This is a genomic window from Leifsonia sp. NPDC058230 (assembly GCF_042882245.1).
Lineage (GTDB): Bacteria > Actinomycetota > Actinomycetes > Actinomycetales > Microbacteriaceae > Leifsonia.
Genome location: NZ_JBHVWM010000005.1, coordinates 160,538 through 180,014 on the forward strand (window position 1 = coordinate 160,538; position 19,477 = coordinate 180,014).

Consider the following 19,477-nt stretch of genomic DNA (forward strand, 5'->3'; position numbering starts at 1 on the left):
CGGCCCTCGGCCGTTAGACTCGCGCGTGTGACACGTCTGCATGCCGGCCTCCGAGCGGCTGCCGGCGTCGTCGTTCTCGGGCTGTCGCTGGGCGGTGTCGCGGTTCTCTCGGAGGCCGCAGCAGCCTCCGCCGCGCCGGTGTCCCCGCGTACCGCCCCGCCCGGCGCGACCGTCACGCCGCTCGTCGACTGCGTCGTCGACGGTCCCATCGAGAGCGGCATAACGGCGCGCACGATCGTCTTCGGCTACCGCAACGACTCGAGCGTCCCGGTGACGACGAGGGCTGGAACCACCGAGAACTTCATCACACCGGGCTCGCCGGATCGGGGCCAGCCGACCACCTTCCTCCCCGGCGAGCATCACGGAACCTTCAGCATCACGATCAATTCCGACAACGGCGGCAGCTCCTTCTGGGTGATCGGCGGCAACCTCGCGAGAGCCGATGCGCAGGGGCCGACCGCGCCCGCCTGCTCGACGTTCACCACGGTCGCGTTGTCGGCCCCGGCCGCCGCCGCTTCCGGTGATTTCCTCACCCTCTCCGCCTCGGTCTCCCGTATGTTCCTGAACGCGCCCGACGCCGGTCTCGTCTCCTTCGCGATCGACTCCGGCAGCCCGACCGTGGTCGCCGTCGACGCGAACGGTGTCGCCCGGGCCGTCGTCTCCACGCCGACCCAAGGTGGTGCCCACACGATCTCGGCGACGTACGTTCCGGTCACGGGCTCTCCGCTTCTCGGCTCACAGGCGCAAGCGGACATCTCGGTGTCACCGGCGACCGGCGCTCTCTCAGTGGTACCGAGCGGCTTCTCGGCGGACAAGCGCCAGGCTTTCGTGACCGTGTCGCGCGCATCCGGAATCGGAGCAGCATCGGTCGACTACACGACGACCGACGGCACGGCGACCGCGGGTGTCGACTACACGGCCAGCGCGGGCACCGTCACCCTCGCCGACGGCCAACTCGCGGCCACGATCAGCATCCCGGTGGCCGCTCGCGCAGCCGGCGCGGCGGAGTCCACCTTCTTCGTGCTGCTTCAGCGAGCGACGACGACCGTGGATGCGGCTGGCGCGACTGTCACGCTCGCCGCGGTTCCCGCATCCCCGGACGCGGACGCAGACGCGGGAACGGGAGCCGGGTCCGGAGCGGGCGGCATCGCCGGGTCCGGTCGCTCAGGCACCGGCGGCGGAGCCGCAGACTCGGTGCTCCCGGGCAGCGACCCGACCGCGACGGCCCCGTCTTCCACCACCGGGAGCGACCTCGTGGTGATGCTCGGAGCGGCCCTGCTGACGATCGGCGGCATCCTCGGCGTCTTCGGTCTCTTCAAATTCGGGAGCACGCGCAACGCGCAGGCGTGAGGCGTGAGGGCGTGACAAATGTCACTCCGCATCCCTGACGGATGCTCTTCGCCCGGAAGTGCGCATCCGGGCACGCTGAGAGGGTGAATCAGACACCAGCCATCCAGCTCACCGATCTGAGGAAGTCCTTCGGCTCCCTGCAGGCGGTCAACGGGGTGAACCTCGCCATCAACGCCGGCGAGGTCGTCGCCCTCCTCGGTCCGAACGGCGCGGGCAAATCGACGACGATCGACCTCGCCCTCGGGCTCGCGAACCCCACCACCGGACGGGCAGAGCTCTTCGGCGGCGACCCACGCGCCGCCATCGAGGAGGGCCGCGTCGGCGCCATGCTCCAGGGCGGCGCGCTGCTGCCCACCCTGACCGTCGCGCAGTCGGTCGCTCTCGTCGCCGCTGCGCACAAGCATCCGCTGACCGTCGCAGAGGCGCTCGAACGGGCGCGGTGCACCGAGATCGCCAAGCAGAAGGTCAGCAAGCTCTCGGGCGGCCAGATGCAGCGGGCGCGGTTCGCGGTCGCGGTCGTCTCCAACCCCGACCTCCTCTTCCTCGACGAGCCGACCGCCGCCATGGACGTCGATGCGCGCCGCACCTTCTGGCAGTCGATGCGGGAGTTCACGGATGAGGGCCGAACCGTCGTCTTCGCCACCCACTACCTCGACGAGGCCGACACCTACGCCGACCGAATCGTCATGCTGAGCGCTGGACGCGTCGTCGCCGACGGCACACCGACGGAGGTCAAGGCGGTCGTCTCCGGCCGGCGCATCCGGGCGGGATTCGACTTCGCGTGGACATCCGCGGTCGAGGATGCGCTCCGCCGCCTCCCGGGCGTCCGCTCGGTTGACCATCGGGCCGAGCAGCTCACCATCGTCAGCGAAGACTCCGATGCGACGCTTCGTGCGCTGCTCGCCGCGCACGACGACATCCACGACATCGAGGTCACCGCGCACACGATGGATGACGCGTTCCTCGCCCTCACCGAAGGCGCGGCGACGCTCGCCGACGCCGCACCCGCCGCATCCGGCACCGCACCCCAGGCGGCCGGCATCTCGAACGGAGCCGCACGATGAGCATCGCCTACCTCGGACTCGAGTCCTTGCGCCAGATCCGCAACGCCCGCTCGATGATCTTCACCCTCGCCGTTCCCCTCGTGATGCTCGTCGCCTTCGGGGGTGCGTTCGGGGCGAGCGGTCAGACCGATCCCGTGACGAAGCTGCCGTGGATCGCCGTGACGACCATCCAGGTGGCCGGGTACGGCGGCATGATGGCAGCCCTCTCGCTCGCCTTCAACATCGTCACCGAGCGGTCGATCGGCTGGAACCGCCAGCTGCGGCTCACGCCCCTCAGCGGCACGGGCTACCTGCTGTCGAAGCTCGTGGCCTCGATGCTGATGGCGCTGGTCTCGATCGTGGTGATCTTCAGCGTCTCGGGCATCCTCTTCCATTCGGATCTGCCGCTCGCCAACTGGCTGACCGCGGGGCTCGGATTGTGGCTCGGGGTGATCCCGTTCGCGCTGATCGGCATCCTGATCGGCCAGTTCGCGAAGCCCGAATACGCCCAGCCGCTGTTCATGGCGGTGTTCATGGGGATGGCCGTGCTCGGTGGCCTCTGGATCCCCTTGCAGATCTTCCCCGCCTGGGTCGCCGACGTGGCCGTGATCGTGCCCTCGTACTGGCTGAACCGCATCGGTCAGATGGGCGCTCACCAGAACGGTGACATCCTGACCCCGGCCGTGGTGCTCCTCGTCTGGACCGTCGTACTCGCCGCGTTCATCGTCTGGCGCTACCGGCGGGATGCGGCCCGCAGCTGATGAGACTGCTCGAGGTCGGTCGCCGGGCTACAGTGAATGCCATGGATGTGGGCCCCGCTGACGCCGCCCGGCGACCCTCAGCGGGGGAGAGCCGCTGGGCGCGGGCGCGTGCCCGCATCTTCGAGCCGCAGGCACGGGGCTGGTACGTCGGGGCGTTCTTCGGCCTCGCCTACCAGGTGCTGACCCTCCTCGCACTCTGGAGCGCTCCCACCAGCCTGCTGGTGAAGCTCGGCACGACCGTGCTGCTCCTCGTCTTCTACGCGGCGTTCACTGTTCTGGCGCCGCTGACCTGGGGCACACGGCTCCGCACCCGGGTTCTCGCCGTCGCCGCGCTCTGGGCAGGGTCGATGGTCTTCTTCCTCCTCATGGGGAGCACGGCCTTCTGGCTCTGGGCGCTGGTCGCCGTCGTCGCCGGCGCGGTCTTCGAAGAGTTCGCAGTGATGGCGGCCGTGACGGTCGCCCTGATCCTTCCGCCGATCGTCTACGGACTGCTGACCGGCTTCACCGACGGAGCCGCCTATTCGTCGATCGTCACCTTCTCGGTCGCGTCGATGATGTTCGGCCTGAATCGGCAGATCAAGGCCGTGCGCGAACTGCGCGCCGCACAGGTCGAGGTCGCACGCCTGGCGGTCGTCGACGAGCGCGCTCGATTCTCCCGCGACATGCACGATGTGCTCGGGCACTCGCTGACCGTCGTCACGGTGAAGTCCGAGCTGGCCAGACGCCTGGTGTCGATCGACCCGGCGCGTGCCGAAGCCGAACTCGCCGACATCGAACGCCTGACCCGCTCGGCCCTCGCCGACCTGCGGGCCGCGGTCGCCGGCTACCGAGGCATGAGCCTGTCGACCGAACTCGCCGCCGCGCAGGCCAGCCTCGCTGCGGCCGACATCGAGGCCCACCTTCCACGCAACGGCGAAGACGTCGACCCTGATCTCCGCGAGCTCTTCGGCTGGGTGCTGCGCGAGGGCGTGACCAACGTGATCCGGCACTCCGGTTCCCGCAACTGCTGGGTCACCGTCACGCCCGACACTCTCGAGGTCGAAGACGATGGGCGCGGGATGGGCGGGGTCGGCACGGTCGGCGCCCCCGGATTCGCGGACAGCGCGCTCGTGCCCGCCGGACGCGGCAACGGGCTGGACGGCCTGACCGCCCGCGCGCGCCAGGTCGGCGCCCGGGTGCTCGTCGGGGCGAGCGAGCACGGCGGAATGCGATTGACAGTCCGGAGAGCGAACGCGTGACCCGACCCATCCGGCTGCTGCTGGCCGATGACCAGGCGCTCGTCCGCGGTGCCCTCGCGGCGCTGCTCGACCTCGAACCCGACCTCGAGGTCGTCGCTCAGGTCGGCCGTGGCGACGAGGTCGTGGATGCGGCACGCGCCCACGCTGCGGACGTCGCCCTGCTCGACGTGGAGATGCCCGGCCTCGACGGCATCCAGGCCGCCGCCGCGCTGAGCGCGAGCCTGCCGGCCTGCCGGTCTCTCATCGTCACGACGTTCGGACGTCCCGGCTACCTGCGGCGCGCGATGGAGGCGGGCGCATCCGGATTCGTCGTCAAGGACACCCCGTCGAGCCAGTTGGCGGATGCGGTGCGCCGGGTCGCTGCCGGACTCCGGGTCGTCGATCCGGCGCTCGCCGCGGAATCGCTCGCGTCGGGCGTCTCGCCGCTGACTCCGCGCGAGACCGAGGTGCTCACGGTCGCCGCGGGTGGCGGGAGCATCACCGACATCGCACGCACGCTCTACCTCAGCGAGGGCACGGTGAGGAACCACCTGTCGAGCGCGATCGGCAAGACGGGCGCGCGCAATCGCTCCGAGGCGGCAGCGATAGCCGCGGAGAAGGGCTGGCTGTAGCAGCCGGCCGACCCGTGTCGAGCGCTAGGCGCGCTTCGGCTGGTCTTGGCCCTCGTAGTCGTCCTGGTACCGGTCGTCTTTGTCGGGCTCGTAGTCTGCCCACGCGGCGTACTGGTCGTCGTGGTGAGAGTGCCCTGTCAGTTCGCGCTCGAGCGCGTCATAGTTCACGTCGGGACTGAATGACTTCAACTCCCGCGCGATCTTGGTGTGCTTTGCCTTTTGACGGCCGCGCCCCATGCGTGACCCCCTAACGGTGCCAGGCCGGGTGGGCAATGAGCCACCCGGGAATCCGAACAGGAACAGTGAAAACTAACCGCTAGTTTAGCATGTGGGGCCTCAGGCGCCCCGAGTTCACGCACAGGCTTGGATGATGGGATGGGCGCGTGACCACGACCAGGACCGACACCCAGGTGGTGATCGTCGGAGCAGGCCAGGCAGGCCTCGCCGTCGCTTACTATCTGCGGCGGTTCGAGCTTACCCCTGGTGTGGATTTCATCCTGTATGACAGGGGTCCGGGAACCGGCGGGGCTTGGCAGCACCGGTGGGACGCACTCAAGCTGGGCAGCGCCCACCACGTCAACGACCTCCCGGGAATGGCCGAACTGGGCATCAGTTTCGAGACGGCTGACAGGTCGCTTCCCGCCAAGGACATCGTCGCCGGATACTACCGCCGCTTCGAGGAACACTACGATCTGCAGGTGCAGCGGCCGGTCACCGTGACGAGCGTCTTCGACCGCGGCGCCGACCTGATGGTGCAGCACACGCTCGGCGAGACCGCGACCCGGGTCGTCGTCAACGCCACCGGCACCTGGGGCGCGCCCTTCGTTCCGTACTACCCGGGCATGAACACATTCTCAGGAAGGCATGTGCACACCTCGTCGTATCTGTCCGCCGAGGAGTTCGCGGGCCAGTCCGTCGTGGTCGTGGGCGGCGGGACGTCGGCGATCGGGTTCCTGCTCGAACTCGAGCACGTCGCTGCGCAGGTGACCTGGGCGACGCGGCGACCCGTCGAGTTCAAAGACGAGTCGGAGCTCACGATCGAGGGCGGCGTCGCAGCCGTGGCGGCTCAGGATGCGGCGGCTCGCGCGGGCAAGGCGCTTCCCAGCATCGTGAGCGGCACCGGAGTTCCGCGCACGCGCCGGATCGCGGCGGGTGTGGAGCGTGGCATCCTCGTCGAGCGTCCGATGTTCAGCGCCATCGAGGAGAACGGCGTGCGGTGGGACGACGGGTCGTTCACTCGGGCCGACGCGATCATCTGGGCCACCGGATTCCGGCCCGAGCTGCGTCACCTCTCCCCGCTGAAGCTGCGCGAGAAGGCGGGCGGATTGACCGTCGAGTCGGGCGCATCCTGGCAGGACCCCCGCATCTTCCTGGCCGGATACGGCCCGCAGTCGAGCACGATCGGCGCCAACCGTGCAGGCCGCGTCATCGCCCGCCAGATCATGGCGCAACTCTGACGCGACCTTTCGCACGAGACGGACGCGCGGTCGGTCAGGCGCGCGTCACGTGGCCGTCCGCGTCGACGGACAGGGACAGCGGGGCGCCGGCGAATCGTAGACCGCTCACCGCCATCGTCCCGACACCGGGGATGGGCGCAACGTCCAGGGTTCCCGACTGGGCGTCGGCGGCGAGGCCGAGGCGCGCGCTGAGCACCGCGACAGATGCCGCGGCCGACCAGGCCTGCGGCCGGCACGCGGCGGGATACGGGATGGGCGTGGACGTGTCCGCCGCGGAGTCGCCGGAGTGCAGCTCGGGCATCCGGTAGTCGAATCCCTCGGCGGCGGCGAGGAGCCCGACGGCGAGCGTCTCCGCTTCGGCAGCGTGACCAGCACGGGCGAGGCCGCTGATCGCGATCGCAGTGTCGTGGGCCCAGACGGACCCGCCGTGGTAGCTGAGGGGCCAGAAGCCGGCCGAGTCGCTCGACATGGTGCGCAGGCCGTAGCCGGAGTTCAGTTCGGGCGAGACCAGGCGCCGCGCCACCAGCTCGGACTGCTCGGCGCTGAGGATGCCCGTGCCGAGCAGGTGGCCGATGTTGCTCGTGACGGTGTCCACCTTGCGCTTGGCGGCGTCGAGCGCGATGGCCGGGTAGGCTCCCGCGGGGTCGTCGATCCAGAAGGCAGCAGCGAAGCGTTCCTTCAGGTCGGCCGCCCACTGGCGCCAGCCGTCCGCGCCCGGACGGCCGAACGCCTCGAGCAGGTCGGCACCGCCGACGGCGGCCTCGTAGGCGTACGCCTGGACCTCGCACAGCGCGATCGGGCCATCGGCGAGCGTGCCGTCGCGCCACTGGACCGAGTCGCCCGAGTCCTTCCAGCCCTGGTTCGCGAGCCCGTGGCCGGTGGTGTCGACGTACTCGAGGAAGCCGTCGCCGTCGCTGTCGCCGTAGTCGCGCATCCACGCGAGTGCCGCTTCGAGGTGGGGGAGCAGCGGCTCGACCTCGGCTGCCGGCATGCCCCACTTCCACGCATCGTGCAGCAGGTTCACCCAGAGGGCGGTCGCATCCACGGTGCCGAAGTAGAGCGGGGGGAGCACGATTCCCCGGCCGGGCAGGGTCAGTGTCGCCGGTCGCAGTTCGTGCATGATCTTGCCCGGCTGCTCCGCCGTCTCGTTCACGACCTCCGTGCCCTGGAGGGCCGCGAGCACGCGCAGGGTGGACGCGGCGATGTCGGTGCCGAGGGGCAGCAGCATCCGGGCCGCCCAGATCGAGTCGCGGCCGAACAGGGTGAAGAACCACGGTGCGCCCGCGGCCAGGAAGATGTCGTCGGGCCGCTCCGTGGTGGACATGCGCAGAGCCTGCAGGTCGGCGAGACCCCGGCTCAGCCAGGCGGCCAGCCGGGAGTCGCCGGTCGCGGCGGTGAACGCGGACCACTCGGCCGAGGGTGCAGCGCCTGCGACGACGGCCGACGGGTCTTCGACGTCGATCCGCCAGCTGAGCGTGACGGACGAGTGGCCCGGGATCTCGGGAGTCCAGAGCAGAGCGGCCGAGTCGTCGCCGGTCTCGATCCCCGCGCCCGGCGCAACAAGGGACGCCGTCATCGCGCCGGAGGTGAAGGTGACGCCGTCGGTGGTGGCGACCGTGGCGACCGGATGCTCGCTGCCGGTCAGTCCCGCCTTCACCAGTTGCATGGGGGTGAAGTCGGCGCGGACAGAGACGGCCACGCGGGGACGGATCGGTGCGCGCAACGCGTTGCGCACGGTGATGGTCTCGATGAGAGCGCCCGCGCGCACCTCACGTATCCGGTCGACGCGCACGCGGGGATCGGCGGTGGCGTCGTCGACGCCACGGGCGAGCGACGTGAACACCGCGGTGGCCGCATCCGGGCCCCCCGTTGCGATGTGCTCGGTCTCCGCGTCACCGACTCTCAGCCCGATCTCGCTCAGCACCCGCACGTCGGAGTGGTAGAAGCCGTGGATGCCGCGGCCGTCGACAGTGCCGTCAGCCGTCGACCAGGCCTGGCTGGGGGCGGTGAGCACCACCACGCTGTCGTGAAGTAGGGGTTGGAGCGGTGCGGTCATCGTGGCGTTCACGCCTCCTCGAGGGTGGGTTGGGGATGGGATGGGGATGTCGTCGGAGCGGCCGGTCCGACCGCATCGAACCCGGGCAGAAGCCGCGGCTCGATGCGGGTCTCGACCGCGCGGCCATCGAGTTCGTCGATGCGCCAGGCGTGCTGCCCGTCGCGCTCCGTGACCACGTCGACGAGCCGGGTGCCGGAGTACACCAGCCCGACACCCTCATCGAGGGCGTAGCCGGGAGGAATGTCGCCCGATCCGACGGCCGCCTCGTGGGCGATGCGACGACGGGGGTCGGAGTCGTAGTGCACGCCGAGCGAGCCGGGCACGAGACCGAGCCCGTCGGGGACGGCCTCGATCTGCGGTCCGAACGAAGCGGTCGTGCCTCCCTCGTGCCAGCACAGAGCACCGGCGGACCCGCCTGCGAGCACCACGCCCGCCTCCCACGCTTCGCGCAGGATCAGGTCGAGTCCGTGGGCACGCCACACGGCGAGCAGATTGACGAGGCTGCCCCCGCTCACCCAGATCACGTCGCGGCTGAGCACGTGCTCGCGCAGGTTCTCGATGTTGGGGTGGGGGAAGAACCGGATGTGGCTCGCCTCCACGCCCGCGGCGCGCGCGGCCTCGAGCTCGGCTCCCTCGACCGAACGCTGGTCGCCGCCGGCAGTGTTGACGTGTGCGACGCGCGGCGCCCGTCCCTTCACATCGGCGAGTGTCACCGCGTGCCGGATGAGCGGCCCATAGGTCGCGTCGGCCCAGCTCCCGGGGTTCAGGCCGCCGCACGTCGCGACGATGGTCGGTGTCGCGGCGGTCACTCCTTCACCGCGCCTTCGCTGGTGTTCATGATGCGTCGCTGGAAGACGAAGAACATCACGGCGACGGGGATGGTCATGATGAGGGCTGCGGCGAGCTTGAGCGGATACTGGTTGCCCTGCCCGAGCGAGCCGGCCGTCAGCGACGCGACGCCCTTGGTGAGCGTTGTGAGGGCGGGGTTCTGAGCCGAGACGATGAAGTGCGACAGCTCGTTCCACGAACCCTGGAACGACAGGATGATGATGGTCACCAGCGCGGGCCTGGCCATCGGCAGCACGACCGACCAGAAGACGCGGAAGGTGCCCGCCCCGTCGATCCTGGCCTGCTCTTCGATGCTCACGGGGATCGACTCGAAGAAGCCCTTCATGATGAAGACGCCCGCCGCATCCACCAGCAGCGGGAGGATCATCCCGGCGTACGAGTCGTACAGCGAGATCTGGTTGAGCACGAGGAACTTCGGGATCAGCAGCACGACCGCGGGAACGGCCATGACCGCGATGAGGCCCGCGAAGATCACGCTGCGGCCACGGAAATGCAGTCGCGACAGGGCGTAGCCGGCGAGCGAGTCGAAGAACACGCGGCCGCAGGTGACGAACACCGTGACGATGACGGAGTTCTTGAACCAGGTCGGAAAGTCGGAGTTCTGGAACAGCGACTGGTAGGCGGCGGTCGTCCAGGTGTTCGGGAAGAGCGACAGCGGTGTCGACGTGGCTTCGGCGTTCGTCTTGAACGACGTGGCGATCTGGATCAGGAAGGGGAAGATGTAGATGATCGCGATGACGGCCAGCACGGCGTAGAGCACTGAGGTCGCTGCGACGCGACCGCCCGACATCCTGCGCCCGGATGTTGGGCGTCCCGACGTGGGCGGCCGTCGCCCGGCTGCAGCTCCCGTGTCGAGAGGGTTCGCGGTGTCGCTTGCGATCGCCGCCCTCTCCGATGCGATGCTCATTTTCCGCTTTCCTTCGGTTGCGCGACCTGGTAAAGCCGCATCCGCCGCTTCGACACCGGGCGATCGCGCAGCACCCAGCGCTGGAACAGCGTGAAGACGATGATGATGACGAACAGGATGAACGCGATGGCGGCGCCCTGACCCCACTGCTGGTTCGTGAAGGCCGCCTGGTACGAGAGGTAGGCCGGCGACAGTGTCGTCTTCGCCGGGCCGCCCTGCGTTCCGGTGTAGATCTGGTCGAAGATCTGCCAGCCGCCGATCAGTCCGAGCGTGAGCACCGTGAACAGTGTCGGGCGCAGTTGGGGGAGGGTCACGCGCCAGAAGCGCTGCCACCCGTTGGCCCCGTCCACCATCGCGGCCTCGGAGACCTCGATGCTCAGGTTCTGGAGTGCGGCGATGAAGACGAGCATGAACGTGCCGCTCGTGGTGAAGATGGCCATCACGATGAACGCCGACATCGCGACCGACGGCCCGCCGAGCCAGTCCCAGTACGAGACGCCGAGCAGGGTGTTGTCGGTGAGCGCCGGCGGACCGGTCGTGATGCCGAACGCTGCGAGAAGGTCATGGATGATGCCGCTCGGCTCGCTGAACCAGTTGGGGCCGTTCACACCGAACCACGCCAGCACGGCGTTCACCGCACCGCTCGCGTTGAAGAGGAACAGCCAGAGCACGGTGATCGCGACCGAGCTGGTCACCGATGGAAAGTAGAACGCGGTGCGGAAGAAGCCGCGGCCGCGCAGGATCTGCCGATTGACGAGCACCGCGAGGAACAGCGCGAGGGCGGTCTGGAGGGGGACGACCAGCACCACGTACCAGGCGTTGTTGCGAAGCGAGGTGCCGAAGTCCTGTTCGGCCAGGCCGCCGCCGGTCAGCAGGGCCTGGTAGTTGGTCGTTCCCGTGAAGTGCACGTTCGACGACAGCGGGCTGCCGTTTCCGTTCCAGTCGGAGACGCTCACCCAGAGCGCCATCAGCACAGGGATGACGAGGAACAGCCCGAGGAGGATCAGCATCGGGGCGGTGAAGATCCAGCCCGAGGCGGCCTCGCCGCGACGGATGCCGCTGGCGCGGCGTCTGGCGGAGAGGCGAGGCCGGCTCGTGGTCGTGGTCATGTGTGGTCAGCCCCTACTTGAGGATCGCCTCGAGGTTCTTCTGGGTGGAATCGAGGATCGTCTTCGGATCGCTCGTCGACAGCGAGGTCAGCTTCGAGTTGAGGTCGGTGACGACATCGGCCGAGCCCTTCGCGGTCGGAACGCCCTTGGCGTAATTCGCGCCGTCGAGGAACGGGACCAGGGTCGGGTTGGCACTCTTCCAGTCTTCGGCTGCGGACTTGATCGACGGCAGGACGCCGAACGCCTTCGAGAAGGCCAGCTGGTCGTCCTGGGTGGTCAGCTGCTCGACGAGCTTGAGCGCGGCGGCCTGGTTCGGGCTGTCGGCGGCGATGCCCCAGCAGTTCGAGAACTGCAGGGTTCCCTTGCCGGCCGGGCCGGCGGGAAGCGGAACGACCGTGTACTTGACGTTCGGGAAGTCGTTCGAGAGCTCGCCCTGAACCCAGTTGCCTTCGATCGTCATCGCGGCTTTGCCCGATCCGAGCGCCTGGCCGCCGTCACCTTCGCCGAGACCTTCCTTGGCGAACTTGTAGACACCCTCGTTGAGAAGCTTCTTGACGAAGGTCAGCGCGGTCACGTTGGCGTCGCTGTTCGCGGTGGCCTTCGTGCTCTCGTCGTTCATGAGGTTGCCACCGGCCTGCACCATGAAGGCGCCGAGCCGTGCGTACTCACTGTTCGTGCTGAGGCCGACGACAGTCGGGGTGGTCAGCTTCTTGGCGACGGCCTCGAGCTGCTCCCACGTGGTCGGGTAGTCGGCCGCGGTGAGACCCGCCGCGTTCCACAGGTCGTTGTTGATCACGAGCTGGAGGGTCGAGAAGTCTTTCGGAGCGCAGTAGAACTTGCCGTCGAACGTGAACGAGTTGACGAGTGCGGGGTAGAAGTCGCTCTTGTTCTTGAGCATGTCGCCGTAGGCGAGCAGCGACCCGTTCGAGGCGTAGCCCGCGAGTGCGTCCGTGCTGAGGTAGAACACATCGGCCGGCTTCTTGGCGGCGAAGCCCTGGGACAGCTGCTGGTTGAGATCGGTCGCCGGGATGACGCTCGCCTTCGTGCCGGAGGTCTTGGACCAGTCGGCGACCGCCGAGGTTACGGCCTTGGTCTCGGCGTCACCGCTCGAGCCGATGAGGACGGTGAGGGGCTTGTTCGACGAGGTCAGCGCGCCGCTCGACGAGCTGCTGCCGCTTCCGCTGAATCCCGAACCGCAGGCACTGAGGGTGAGGGCTGTTGCCGCCGCGACTGCGGCAGCGGCGAGCCACCGTTTTCTGCTTCTTTGCATCGTGTTCTCCTTGGTGGTGGTGCCCGTCCCCTCGGGCCAGGTGGCCTGTCGCGAAGGTATTTGATCGTTCAAAGTGATCGATACAGGCTACAATTTGAACGATCAAACGATAGGCGTCCCTACGATAACCACCCTGTTCGCGGAGTGTCAACCTGTTGGGGAAACTGTCAGCGTGACCATCGGCGGTATCGTCGGTGCAGTATTTTGAACGATCAAGTCGAAGTGACCGAGGAGGCGACATGGGTGTTCACCCGACCGTCGAAGACGTCGCCGTCGCGGCGGGCGTCTCGCGGCAGACCGTCTCGAACGTGCTCAACTCCCCCGCGGTCGTGCGACCGGAGACGCGGGAGCGGGTCGAGGCCGCGATAGCCGAACTCGGATACCGGCCGCACGCATCCGCCCGACGACTGCGCACGCAGAAGAGCTCGATGATCGGCATCCGGCTCGACCCGGGCACTGTCGACGGCATCTCCGGCTCCATCCTCGATCGGTTCCTGCACGCGCTCACCGAACAGGCCGACGCGATGCACCTGCGCGTGCTGCTGTTCACGGCCGCCGATCCCGAGGACGAGATCCGGCAGTTCCAGCGCTTGAGCGAGGGTGCCGACGTCGACGCTTTCGTGCTCACGTCGACCTTCCACGGCGACCCGCGCACCGAATGGCTGATCGAGCACGGCCAGTCCTTCGTGACCTTCGGTCGCCCCTGGGGCATCGACGACATGGCCGACCCGAAGCATCTCTGGGTGGACGTCGACGGACGGCATGGCCTGCGCGAAGCCACCACGCACCTGCTCGCCACCGGTGCGCGGCGAATCGGGTTCCTGGGATGGCCGGCCGGCTCCGGCACCGGCGACGACCGCCGCCGCGGCTGGCTCGAGACCATGCGCGACGGGAGCGGCCTCTCCGACGCCACGCTCGAGACCCTCGACGTCTCCGCCGAAGACGGCGTGAACTCCGGCGCCGACGCGTTGCGTCGCCTCGAGGCGGCCGCCGGAACGATCGATGCGGTGGTCTGCGCGAGCGACTCGCTGGCTCTCGGCGCGCTCATGGCGACCGGCGGCCGCATCCCCGTGATCGGCTACGACAACACCCCGGTCGCCGCGTCGATCGGTTTCTCCAGCGTCGAGCAACCGCTCGACGAGGTGGCGACGGGTGTTCTCGAACTGCTCACGGGAGCGCACGGCGGCAGGATGAACCCGGGAGCGGCGATCACAGACCCTCGGCATCGCCTTGTCGCACCGCGCCTGGTGGTGCGCGACGGGCCGCCGGTGATCGCCGCCGGCCACTGAAACCTCTGCGAAACGAAGATCGGCGAGAATTGAGGCATGCCTCCACAAGAGACTCTCGCGCAGGCGCCACGAGCGCAGCGCCTCCCCGTCACCGTTTCCATCACGCGCCGAGTCGACCACTCGCGACTTCCCGAGGTGACTCGCTGGGTGCAGTCGGGTGTCAACCTCGCCAATGAACACGAGGGGTTCCTCGGGTCGGGCTGGGTTCGCGCACGCCACGACTCCGACGAGTGGCACATGCTCTACCGCTTCGCCGACGCCCGAACGCTCGACGCGTGGGAGGCATCCGACGACCGCGCCGGATGGCTCTACGAGGGTCGTGAGCTGGTGGAGGTCGCCCGCGTCGAGCGCCGCACGGGCATCGAGGGCTGGTTCGACGAGCCGCAGCCGGGAGTCGCCTCCGCGCCCCCACGGTGGAAGCAGGCCGTGACGATCTGGCTGGGCTTCTTCCCGCTCTCGCTGGCCTTCACCACGCTGACCTCCTTCCTCGTTCCGGGCTGGCACCAGCTCTGGCCGCTGGCGACCGTGCTGATCACGACCCTCTGTCTGACGCCGATCATGACGTACGTTCTGCTGCCCTTCGTCACCCGGATGCTGCAGCCCTGGCTCCGACGCCCGCGCCGCCGGTCCCGCTCCTAGCTCCCCGCGCCGCTTGGCCGCATGAACTCGGGGGGAACCCTGACGCGACCCTGAATCATGCCTGGGATCCGCATCCCGGGCTTGCCAGATCGGCAAACGCGATATAGCGTGATCCTTGTCAACAACGCGATATATCGTGAATCACCGAGGGATGCGCACAGCGCACGCCCGCACACAGGCAACAGGAGCCCACAATGGCACAGGACAAGTGGCTGATTCAGCCCGGCGAGAGCAGGATCATCGACGTCGAGCTGGTCCGCTCGCTCAAGGTCGGATTCATCGGCGGCCAGATCGACATCATCGGTCACGACGAGCCGGGAGCACGGGTGGAGGTCCACTCCGTCGCCGGTCGTGACCTCAAGATCACGGTCGACGGCGACCAGCTCGAGATCGACCACCCGCAGCTGCGCTGGGACAACTTCATCGAGGTGTTCCGGTCGATGGTCAGCAACGCCAAGGCCGACGTGAGCGTGCTGGTCCCGCGCGAGGTCGCGCTCAAGTTCGGGATCGTCTCGGCTACCGCGCTCGTCTCGGGGCTGAAGACCGACGCGAAGCTCAGCACCGTCTCCGGCGACCTCGTCGTCGACGGCCTCATCGGGAACATCGAGGTGAACAGCGTGAGCGGAGAGCTCTCCGTTCGCGACCACACTGGCAAGATCTCGGCCCACAGCGTCTCGGGCGATGTGACCGCGACCGGCGCGATCCGCAAATTCAGTGTCGACGGCGTCTCCGGCGACGTGATGCTGGACATCACGGGAACACCCGACGAGATCTCCAGCAACACGGTCTCGGGCGACCTGACCGTGCGCATCCCGGAAGCCCTCGGCGCCCGCTACCGCGTGAACACTGTGTCCGGCAAGATGCAGCTCGACAACGCTTTCATCAACTCGAGCCCGGGCCGCACCCACACCGGAACGGCCGGCTCTCTCAACGGCTCGTGGGTCGACATCAACGTCAACTCCGTCTCGGGCAACATCGCGGTTCTGCGCAGCACGGCGCCGGCGGATGCGACCTCGGGGCAGCAGAGCGGAGCATCCGCATGACCCCCGTCTTCGCGCATGGCAGCCTCCGGCTCTACCTGCTCAGCCTGCTCAACGAGTCGCCCAAGCACGGCTACGAGCTGATCCAGGCGCTCAGCGACCGGTTCGGCGGCACGTACAGCCCGAGCGCCGGCACCATCTACCCCCGGCTGGCGAAGCTGGAGGAGGAGGGGCTGGTCACCAAGACGACCGACGGGCGCAAGACCGTCTACGCCATCACCGACGCCGGCCGGGCCGAGCTCGCCGAGCGCGAGCACGAGCTCGACGCGATCGAGGATGAGGTCACGGACTCGGTGCGCCGTCTCGCCGACGAAGTGCGCGCCGGCGTGCACGAGGCGATGCGGAGCCTGCGCGCGGACCTCGCGTCGGCTGCCAGGGAGACCAGGCGCGCCGCCCCGACCATCAACATCGATCAGGACGTGCGGGATGCGCGGCAGACCTCGAACGCCGCCGTGCGCGAGGCCGAAGCGGCTCTGAACGACTTCCGGCAGCAACTTCGCACCGACCTGCGCTCGGAGGCCGCCCGGGGTCGCCTCTCAGACGACATCGTGCCCATGCTGAAATTGGAGCTCGCGCGCGTGCGGGCATCCGTGCTGGAGGCCTTGAATCGCAGATGAGGCCCCAAAAAGTGGGTCACAGCAATACACAGCGAAAGCGCGTCCGATTCTCAGGGTCGGGCGCGCTGCTGTTTGCGCCCCCGCCAGCACAGCGAACTGCCCGAGAAGACTATCTATTACAGATGCGCAACGTTTTCCGGCGTACGACGCGCCGACTTGACAGTGCATTGGCAGGTAGTAGTGTCATCCCTCGTGACAAATGAGGGGAGATCCCCGAAGCGGTGGTTGATCGGCGACCCGCTTCCGAGTGAGAAACTCGAAGGACAGCTACTCCCGAAGCACCTCGCCCTACCCATCTTCGCCTCCGACGCACTGTCGAGTGTGGCGTACGCCCCGCAGGAACTCCTGATGATCCTGCTGCTCGGTGGTTTGGCGTTCCTGACGTTCGCGCCGTGGGTCGCCGCCGGCGTCGTCCTCCTGCTCGTCACGGTGGTCATGTCTTACCGCCAGCTGGTCAAGGCGTACCCGTCGGGTGGCGGCGACTACGAGGTCGCCCACAAGAACCTGGGCGAGAAGGCCGGACTCGTCGTCGCGTCCGCTCTGCTCGTGGACTATGTGCTGACGGTGGCCGTTTCGGTCGCATCCGGGGTCGACAACATCATCTCGGCGTTGCCCTTCCTCGGCCAGTTCCGCGTCGAGCTCGCCGTGCTGTTCGTCATCCTCATCGCTGCCGTCAACCTGCGTGGCGTGCGCGAGTCGAGCAAGACGTTCGCGATCCCGACGTACCTGTTCATCGCGTCGATCTTCATCATGATCGTGACCGCGCTCGTCCGCACGGCGTTGGGGGATGCTCCGGTCGCCGAATCCGCAGGCTTCACCGTCAACTCCGCCAGTCTCGGGCAGGCCGCGATGATCCTCCTCCTGCTGCGCGCCTTCTCGAGCGGGTGTAGCGCGCTGACCGGTGTCGAAGCAGTGGCGAACGGAGTCCCCGCGTTCCGCACCCCGAAGATCGCCAACGCCCGCAAGACCCTTGCCCTCATGGGCGGGATCGCGATCGTGCTGTTCGCGGGCCTCACCGCGGTCGCTCTGATCAGCCAGGTGCACTACGCGGAGAATCCCTGCGACCTCCAGGGCTGGGCGGAGTGCGCCACCTCGCCGCAACGAAGCCTCATCGCCCAGATCGCCGCGGCCACCTTCGGCAACAACTCCCTTCTCTTCTTCGTCGTGCAGGCCGCGACCGCCGTCGTGCTCCTGCTCGCCGCGAACACCGCGTTCAACGGCTTCCCCCTGCTCGGTTCCGTGCTCGCCCGTGACTCGTACGCCCCGAAATCGCTGAACACCCGCGGCGACCGGCTCGTGTACTCGAACGGCATGATCCTGCTGGCGCTCGCTGCACTGGCCCTGCTTCTCGTGTACCAGGCGAACCTGACCCAGCTCATCCAGCTCTACATCATCGGCGTCTTCGTGTCCTTCACCCTCGGCCAGTCGGGCATGGTGCGGCACTGGATCACGCTGCTGCGCTCGGGGACCGTCAAACCCGGCGACCGCGGCAGCATCATCCGGAGCCTCTGCATCAACGCCTTCGGAGCGTTTCTCACCGCGGTCGTGCTCATCGTCGTGACCATCACGAAGTTCACCCACGGTGCGTACCTCGTGTTCATCTTCATGCCGGTCCTCTTCCTGCTCATGCTCGGCGTGAACCGGTATTACCGCGACGTGGAGAAGGAGATCGAGGTCGACCCGGTCACCACGTTCGGCAGCCGGGGCGACCACGCGATCGTGCTCGTCGGCAAGATGCAGAAGCCGGCGCTGAAGGCCCTCGACTACGCGATCGCCGCCCGGCACGAATCCATCGAGGCCGTGAACATCTCCATCGACGACGAAGCGACGGAACGGCTGCAGAAACAGTGGATCGAGCAGAACATCCACGTGCCGCTCACGATCATCGAATCGCCGTACCGCGATTTCGGGATCCCGCTGATCAAGTACCTCAAGCATCGTCGCGAGGAGCACGGATCCGAGGTCGTCACCGTGTACCTCCCGCAGTACATCGTGGGCCACTGGTGGGAGTCGCTGCTGCACAACCACCGGGCCAACCGCATCCGGCAACAGCTCATGCTCTGCCACGGCGTCACGGTCGCGCTCGTCCCGTGGCTGCTGGACTCGTCGTCGCTCATCTACGGACGGCGCTCGCGCCCGCTGCCGGGTCAGGATCGCCGCGGCGAGCCGATCCGTCCCGTCGCGCGGCGTCCCCTGGAGCCGGCGTCGAAGGTCACGGGGCACGCGAGCCACGGGCACCTCGGACGAGCGGGCACCGGATCGGGCACGCCGGTCTCGGCCGGCCAGTCGCCGACGCCTGCGGTTCCGCCGACACTGCCGACGGGATCGGGTGTGCCGCCGACGACGTCGGGCACCACTCCGGAGAAGAAGCCGGGGGACACGAGGAAGGTGCCCGCTCGCGCCAAGCGCTGAGCGGGACTTGACCTTGACGTGACGTCAACCTCTACCGTGGGATCACCACCCCGCGAGAGAGGAGACGACGATGGACTGGTCGATTCAGGACATCGCCCGCCTGGCCGGCACCACGAGCCGCACGCTGCGTCACTACGACGACATCGGGCTGCTCGCACCCAGCCGCATCGGCGGCAACGGCTACCGGTACTACGACCAGGCCTCCCTCGTGCGGTTGCAGCGCATCCTTCTCCTCCGCGACCTCGGTCTCGGCCTGCCGGCCATCGCGGACGTGCTGGAGGACCAGACGGATGCGGCCCCCGCTCTGCGCAACCACCTGGCCTGGCTGCGGGATGAGCGAGCCCGGCTGGCGCGGCAGATCGCGTCGGTCGAGTCGACGATCACAGCGATGGAGGGAGGTGAACAGATCATGGCAGAAGACATGCTCGACGGATTCGACCACACCCGCTACAAGGAGGAGGTCGAGGAGCGCTGGGGAAAGGAGGCGTACGCGAAGAGCGACGCCTGGTGGCGCAGCAAGTCACCGGCGGAGCGCAAGGAGTGGCAGGAGCTGCAGAAGCGGCTCGCTGACGACTGGATCGCGGCGTCGGCGAGCGGAGCATCCCCGCGCTCGGACGAGGCCCAGGGTCTCGCGCAGCGGCACTTCGAGTGGCTCGCATCCATACCCGGAACACCCGGCAGCGACGCGAACGGGCCCACCAGGGCGTACCTGACCGGCCTCGGCGAGATGTACGTCGCCGACCCGCGCTTCGCGGCGAACTACGGCGGCGAGACCGGCGCCGCGTTCGTGCGCGACGCCCTCCGCGTCTACGCAGACCGCAACCTGTAG

Annotated in this window: 18 protein-coding genes; 12 read left to right on the forward strand and 6 right to left on the reverse strand. The window is 68.3% G+C overall.

Going from position 1 to position 19,477, the window contains the following annotated elements:
- Positions 1-27: 27 nt before the first annotated feature.
- From ACFVV0_RS16810 to ACFVV0_RS16830, 5 genes are all read left to right on the forward strand, one after another.
- Complete coding sequence (locus tag ACFVV0_RS16810) at positions 28-1,350, forward strand: Calx-beta domain-containing protein (RefSeq protein ID WP_387065591.1); 1,323 nt, start codon at positions 28-30, stop codon at positions 1,348-1,350.
- A gap of 83 nt (positions 1,351-1,433) precedes the next feature.
- The gene (locus ACFVV0_RS16815) at positions 1,434-2,414 is read left to right on the forward strand and encodes an ATP-binding cassette domain-containing protein (RefSeq protein WP_387065594.1); all 981 of its coding nucleotides are present in this window, start codon (positions 1,434-1,436) and stop codon (positions 2,412-2,414) included.
- On the forward strand, positions 2,411-3,154 hold the full coding sequence (locus tag ACFVV0_RS16820; RefSeq protein WP_387065597.1) for an ABC transporter permease: 744 nt from the start codon (positions 2,411-2,413) through the stop codon (positions 3,152-3,154). Before ACFVV0_RS16815 ends, ACFVV0_RS16820 begins: the two co-directional genes overlap by 4 nt.
- Before the next feature lie 41 nt (positions 3,155-3,195).
- Positions 3,196-4,392: a sensor histidine kinase gene (locus ACFVV0_RS16825; RefSeq protein ID WP_387065600.1), complete on the forward strand. Its 1,197-nt coding sequence runs from the start codon at positions 3,196-3,198 to the stop codon at positions 4,390-4,392.
- Positions 4,389-5,003 carry a response regulator gene (locus ACFVV0_RS16830; RefSeq protein ID WP_387065602.1) on the forward strand — a complete coding sequence of 205 codons (615 nt, stop codon included), beginning with the start codon at positions 4,389-4,391 and terminating at the stop codon, positions 5,001-5,003. The genes ACFVV0_RS16825 and ACFVV0_RS16830 overlap by 4 nt, the downstream gene beginning before the upstream one ends.
- Before the next feature lie 24 nt (positions 5,004-5,027).
- On the opposite strand, the gene ACFVV0_RS16835 is transcribed toward ACFVV0_RS16830, so the two are convergent.
- Positions 5,028-5,240 (reverse strand): DUF3073 domain-containing protein, encoded by a 213-nt coding sequence (locus ACFVV0_RS16835; RefSeq protein ID WP_387065605.1) that lies wholly within the window; start codon positions 5,238-5,240, stop codon positions 5,028-5,030.
- A gap of 146 nt (positions 5,241-5,386) precedes the next feature.
- On the opposite strand from ACFVV0_RS16835, the gene ACFVV0_RS16840 reads away from it, so the two are divergent.
- Complete coding sequence (locus ACFVV0_RS16840) at positions 5,387-6,460, forward strand: NAD(P)-binding domain-containing protein (RefSeq protein WP_387065607.1); 1,074 nt, start codon at positions 5,387-5,389, stop codon at positions 6,458-6,460.
- Between the two features lie 34 nt (positions 6,461-6,494).
- Here the strand turns inward: ACFVV0_RS16840 and ACFVV0_RS16845 are convergent, their stop codons facing one another.
- The 5 genes from ACFVV0_RS16845 to ACFVV0_RS16865 all read right to left on the reverse strand — a co-directional run bounded on the left by ACFVV0_RS16845 (position 6,495) and on the right by ACFVV0_RS16865 (position 12,651).
- Complete coding sequence (locus ACFVV0_RS16845) at positions 6,495-8,516, reverse strand: glycogen debranching N-terminal domain-containing protein (RefSeq protein WP_387065609.1); 2,022 nt, start codon at positions 8,514-8,516, stop codon at positions 6,495-6,497.
- Positions 8,517-8,524: 8 nt separating this feature from the next.
- The gene (locus ACFVV0_RS16850; RefSeq protein WP_387065612.1) at positions 8,525-9,325 is read right to left on the reverse strand and encodes a Type 1 glutamine amidotransferase-like domain-containing protein; all 801 of its coding nucleotides are present in this window, start codon (positions 9,323-9,325) and stop codon (positions 8,525-8,527) included.
- Positions 9,322-10,155 (reverse strand): carbohydrate ABC transporter permease, encoded by an 834-nt coding sequence (locus ACFVV0_RS16855; RefSeq protein WP_387066352.1) that lies wholly within the window; start codon positions 10,153-10,155, stop codon positions 9,322-9,324. Before ACFVV0_RS16855 ends, ACFVV0_RS16850 begins: the two co-directional genes overlap by 4 nt.
- A gap of 113 nt (positions 10,156-10,268) precedes the next feature.
- Positions 10,269-11,381, reverse strand: a complete 1,113-nt coding sequence (locus ACFVV0_RS16860) for a carbohydrate ABC transporter permease (RefSeq protein ID WP_387065615.1) — start codon at positions 11,379-11,381, stop codon at positions 10,269-10,271.
- A 13-nt stretch (positions 11,382-11,394) separates the two neighbouring features.
- The gene (locus tag ACFVV0_RS16865) at positions 11,395-12,651 is read right to left on the reverse strand and encodes an extracellular solute-binding protein (RefSeq protein ID WP_387065618.1); all 1,257 of its coding nucleotides are present in this window, start codon (positions 12,649-12,651) and stop codon (positions 11,395-11,397) included.
- A 239-nt stretch (positions 12,652-12,890) separates the two neighbouring features.
- Between ACFVV0_RS16865 and ACFVV0_RS16870 the strand changes: the two genes are divergently transcribed.
- From ACFVV0_RS16870 to ACFVV0_RS16895, 6 genes are all read left to right on the forward strand, one after another.
- Positions 12,891-13,940 carry a LacI family DNA-binding transcriptional regulator gene (locus ACFVV0_RS16870; RefSeq protein ID WP_387065621.1) on the forward strand — a complete coding sequence of 350 codons (1,050 nt, stop codon included), beginning with the start codon at positions 12,891-12,893 and terminating at the stop codon, positions 13,938-13,940.
- Positions 13,941-13,976: 36 nt separating this feature from the next.
- The gene (locus tag ACFVV0_RS16875; RefSeq protein ID WP_387065624.1) at positions 13,977-14,579 is read left to right on the forward strand and encodes an antibiotic biosynthesis monooxygenase; all 603 of its coding nucleotides are present in this window, start codon (positions 13,977-13,979) and stop codon (positions 14,577-14,579) included.
- A 194-nt stretch (positions 14,580-14,773) separates the two neighbouring features.
- On the forward strand, positions 14,774-15,622 hold the full coding sequence (locus ACFVV0_RS16880; RefSeq protein ID WP_387065627.1) for a DUF4097 family beta strand repeat-containing protein: 849 nt from the start codon (positions 14,774-14,776) through the stop codon (positions 15,620-15,622).
- A complete protein-coding gene (locus ACFVV0_RS16885) occupies positions 15,619-16,236 on the forward strand; it encodes a helix-turn-helix transcriptional regulator (protein WP_387065630.1) in 618 nt (205 codons plus the stop codon). The genes ACFVV0_RS16880 and ACFVV0_RS16885 overlap by 4 nt, the downstream gene beginning before the upstream one ends.
- 225 nt (positions 16,237-16,461) lie before the next feature.
- Positions 16,462-18,648, forward strand: coding sequence for an APC family permease (locus ACFVV0_RS16890; RefSeq protein ID WP_387066354.1), 2,187 nt, complete (start codon positions 16,462-16,464; stop codon positions 18,646-18,648).
- 70 nt (positions 18,649-18,718) lie between these two features.
- Positions 18,719-19,477 carry a MerR family transcriptional regulator gene (locus ACFVV0_RS16895; protein WP_387065632.1) on the forward strand — a complete coding sequence of 253 codons (759 nt, stop codon included), beginning with the start codon at positions 18,719-18,721 and terminating at the stop codon, positions 19,475-19,477.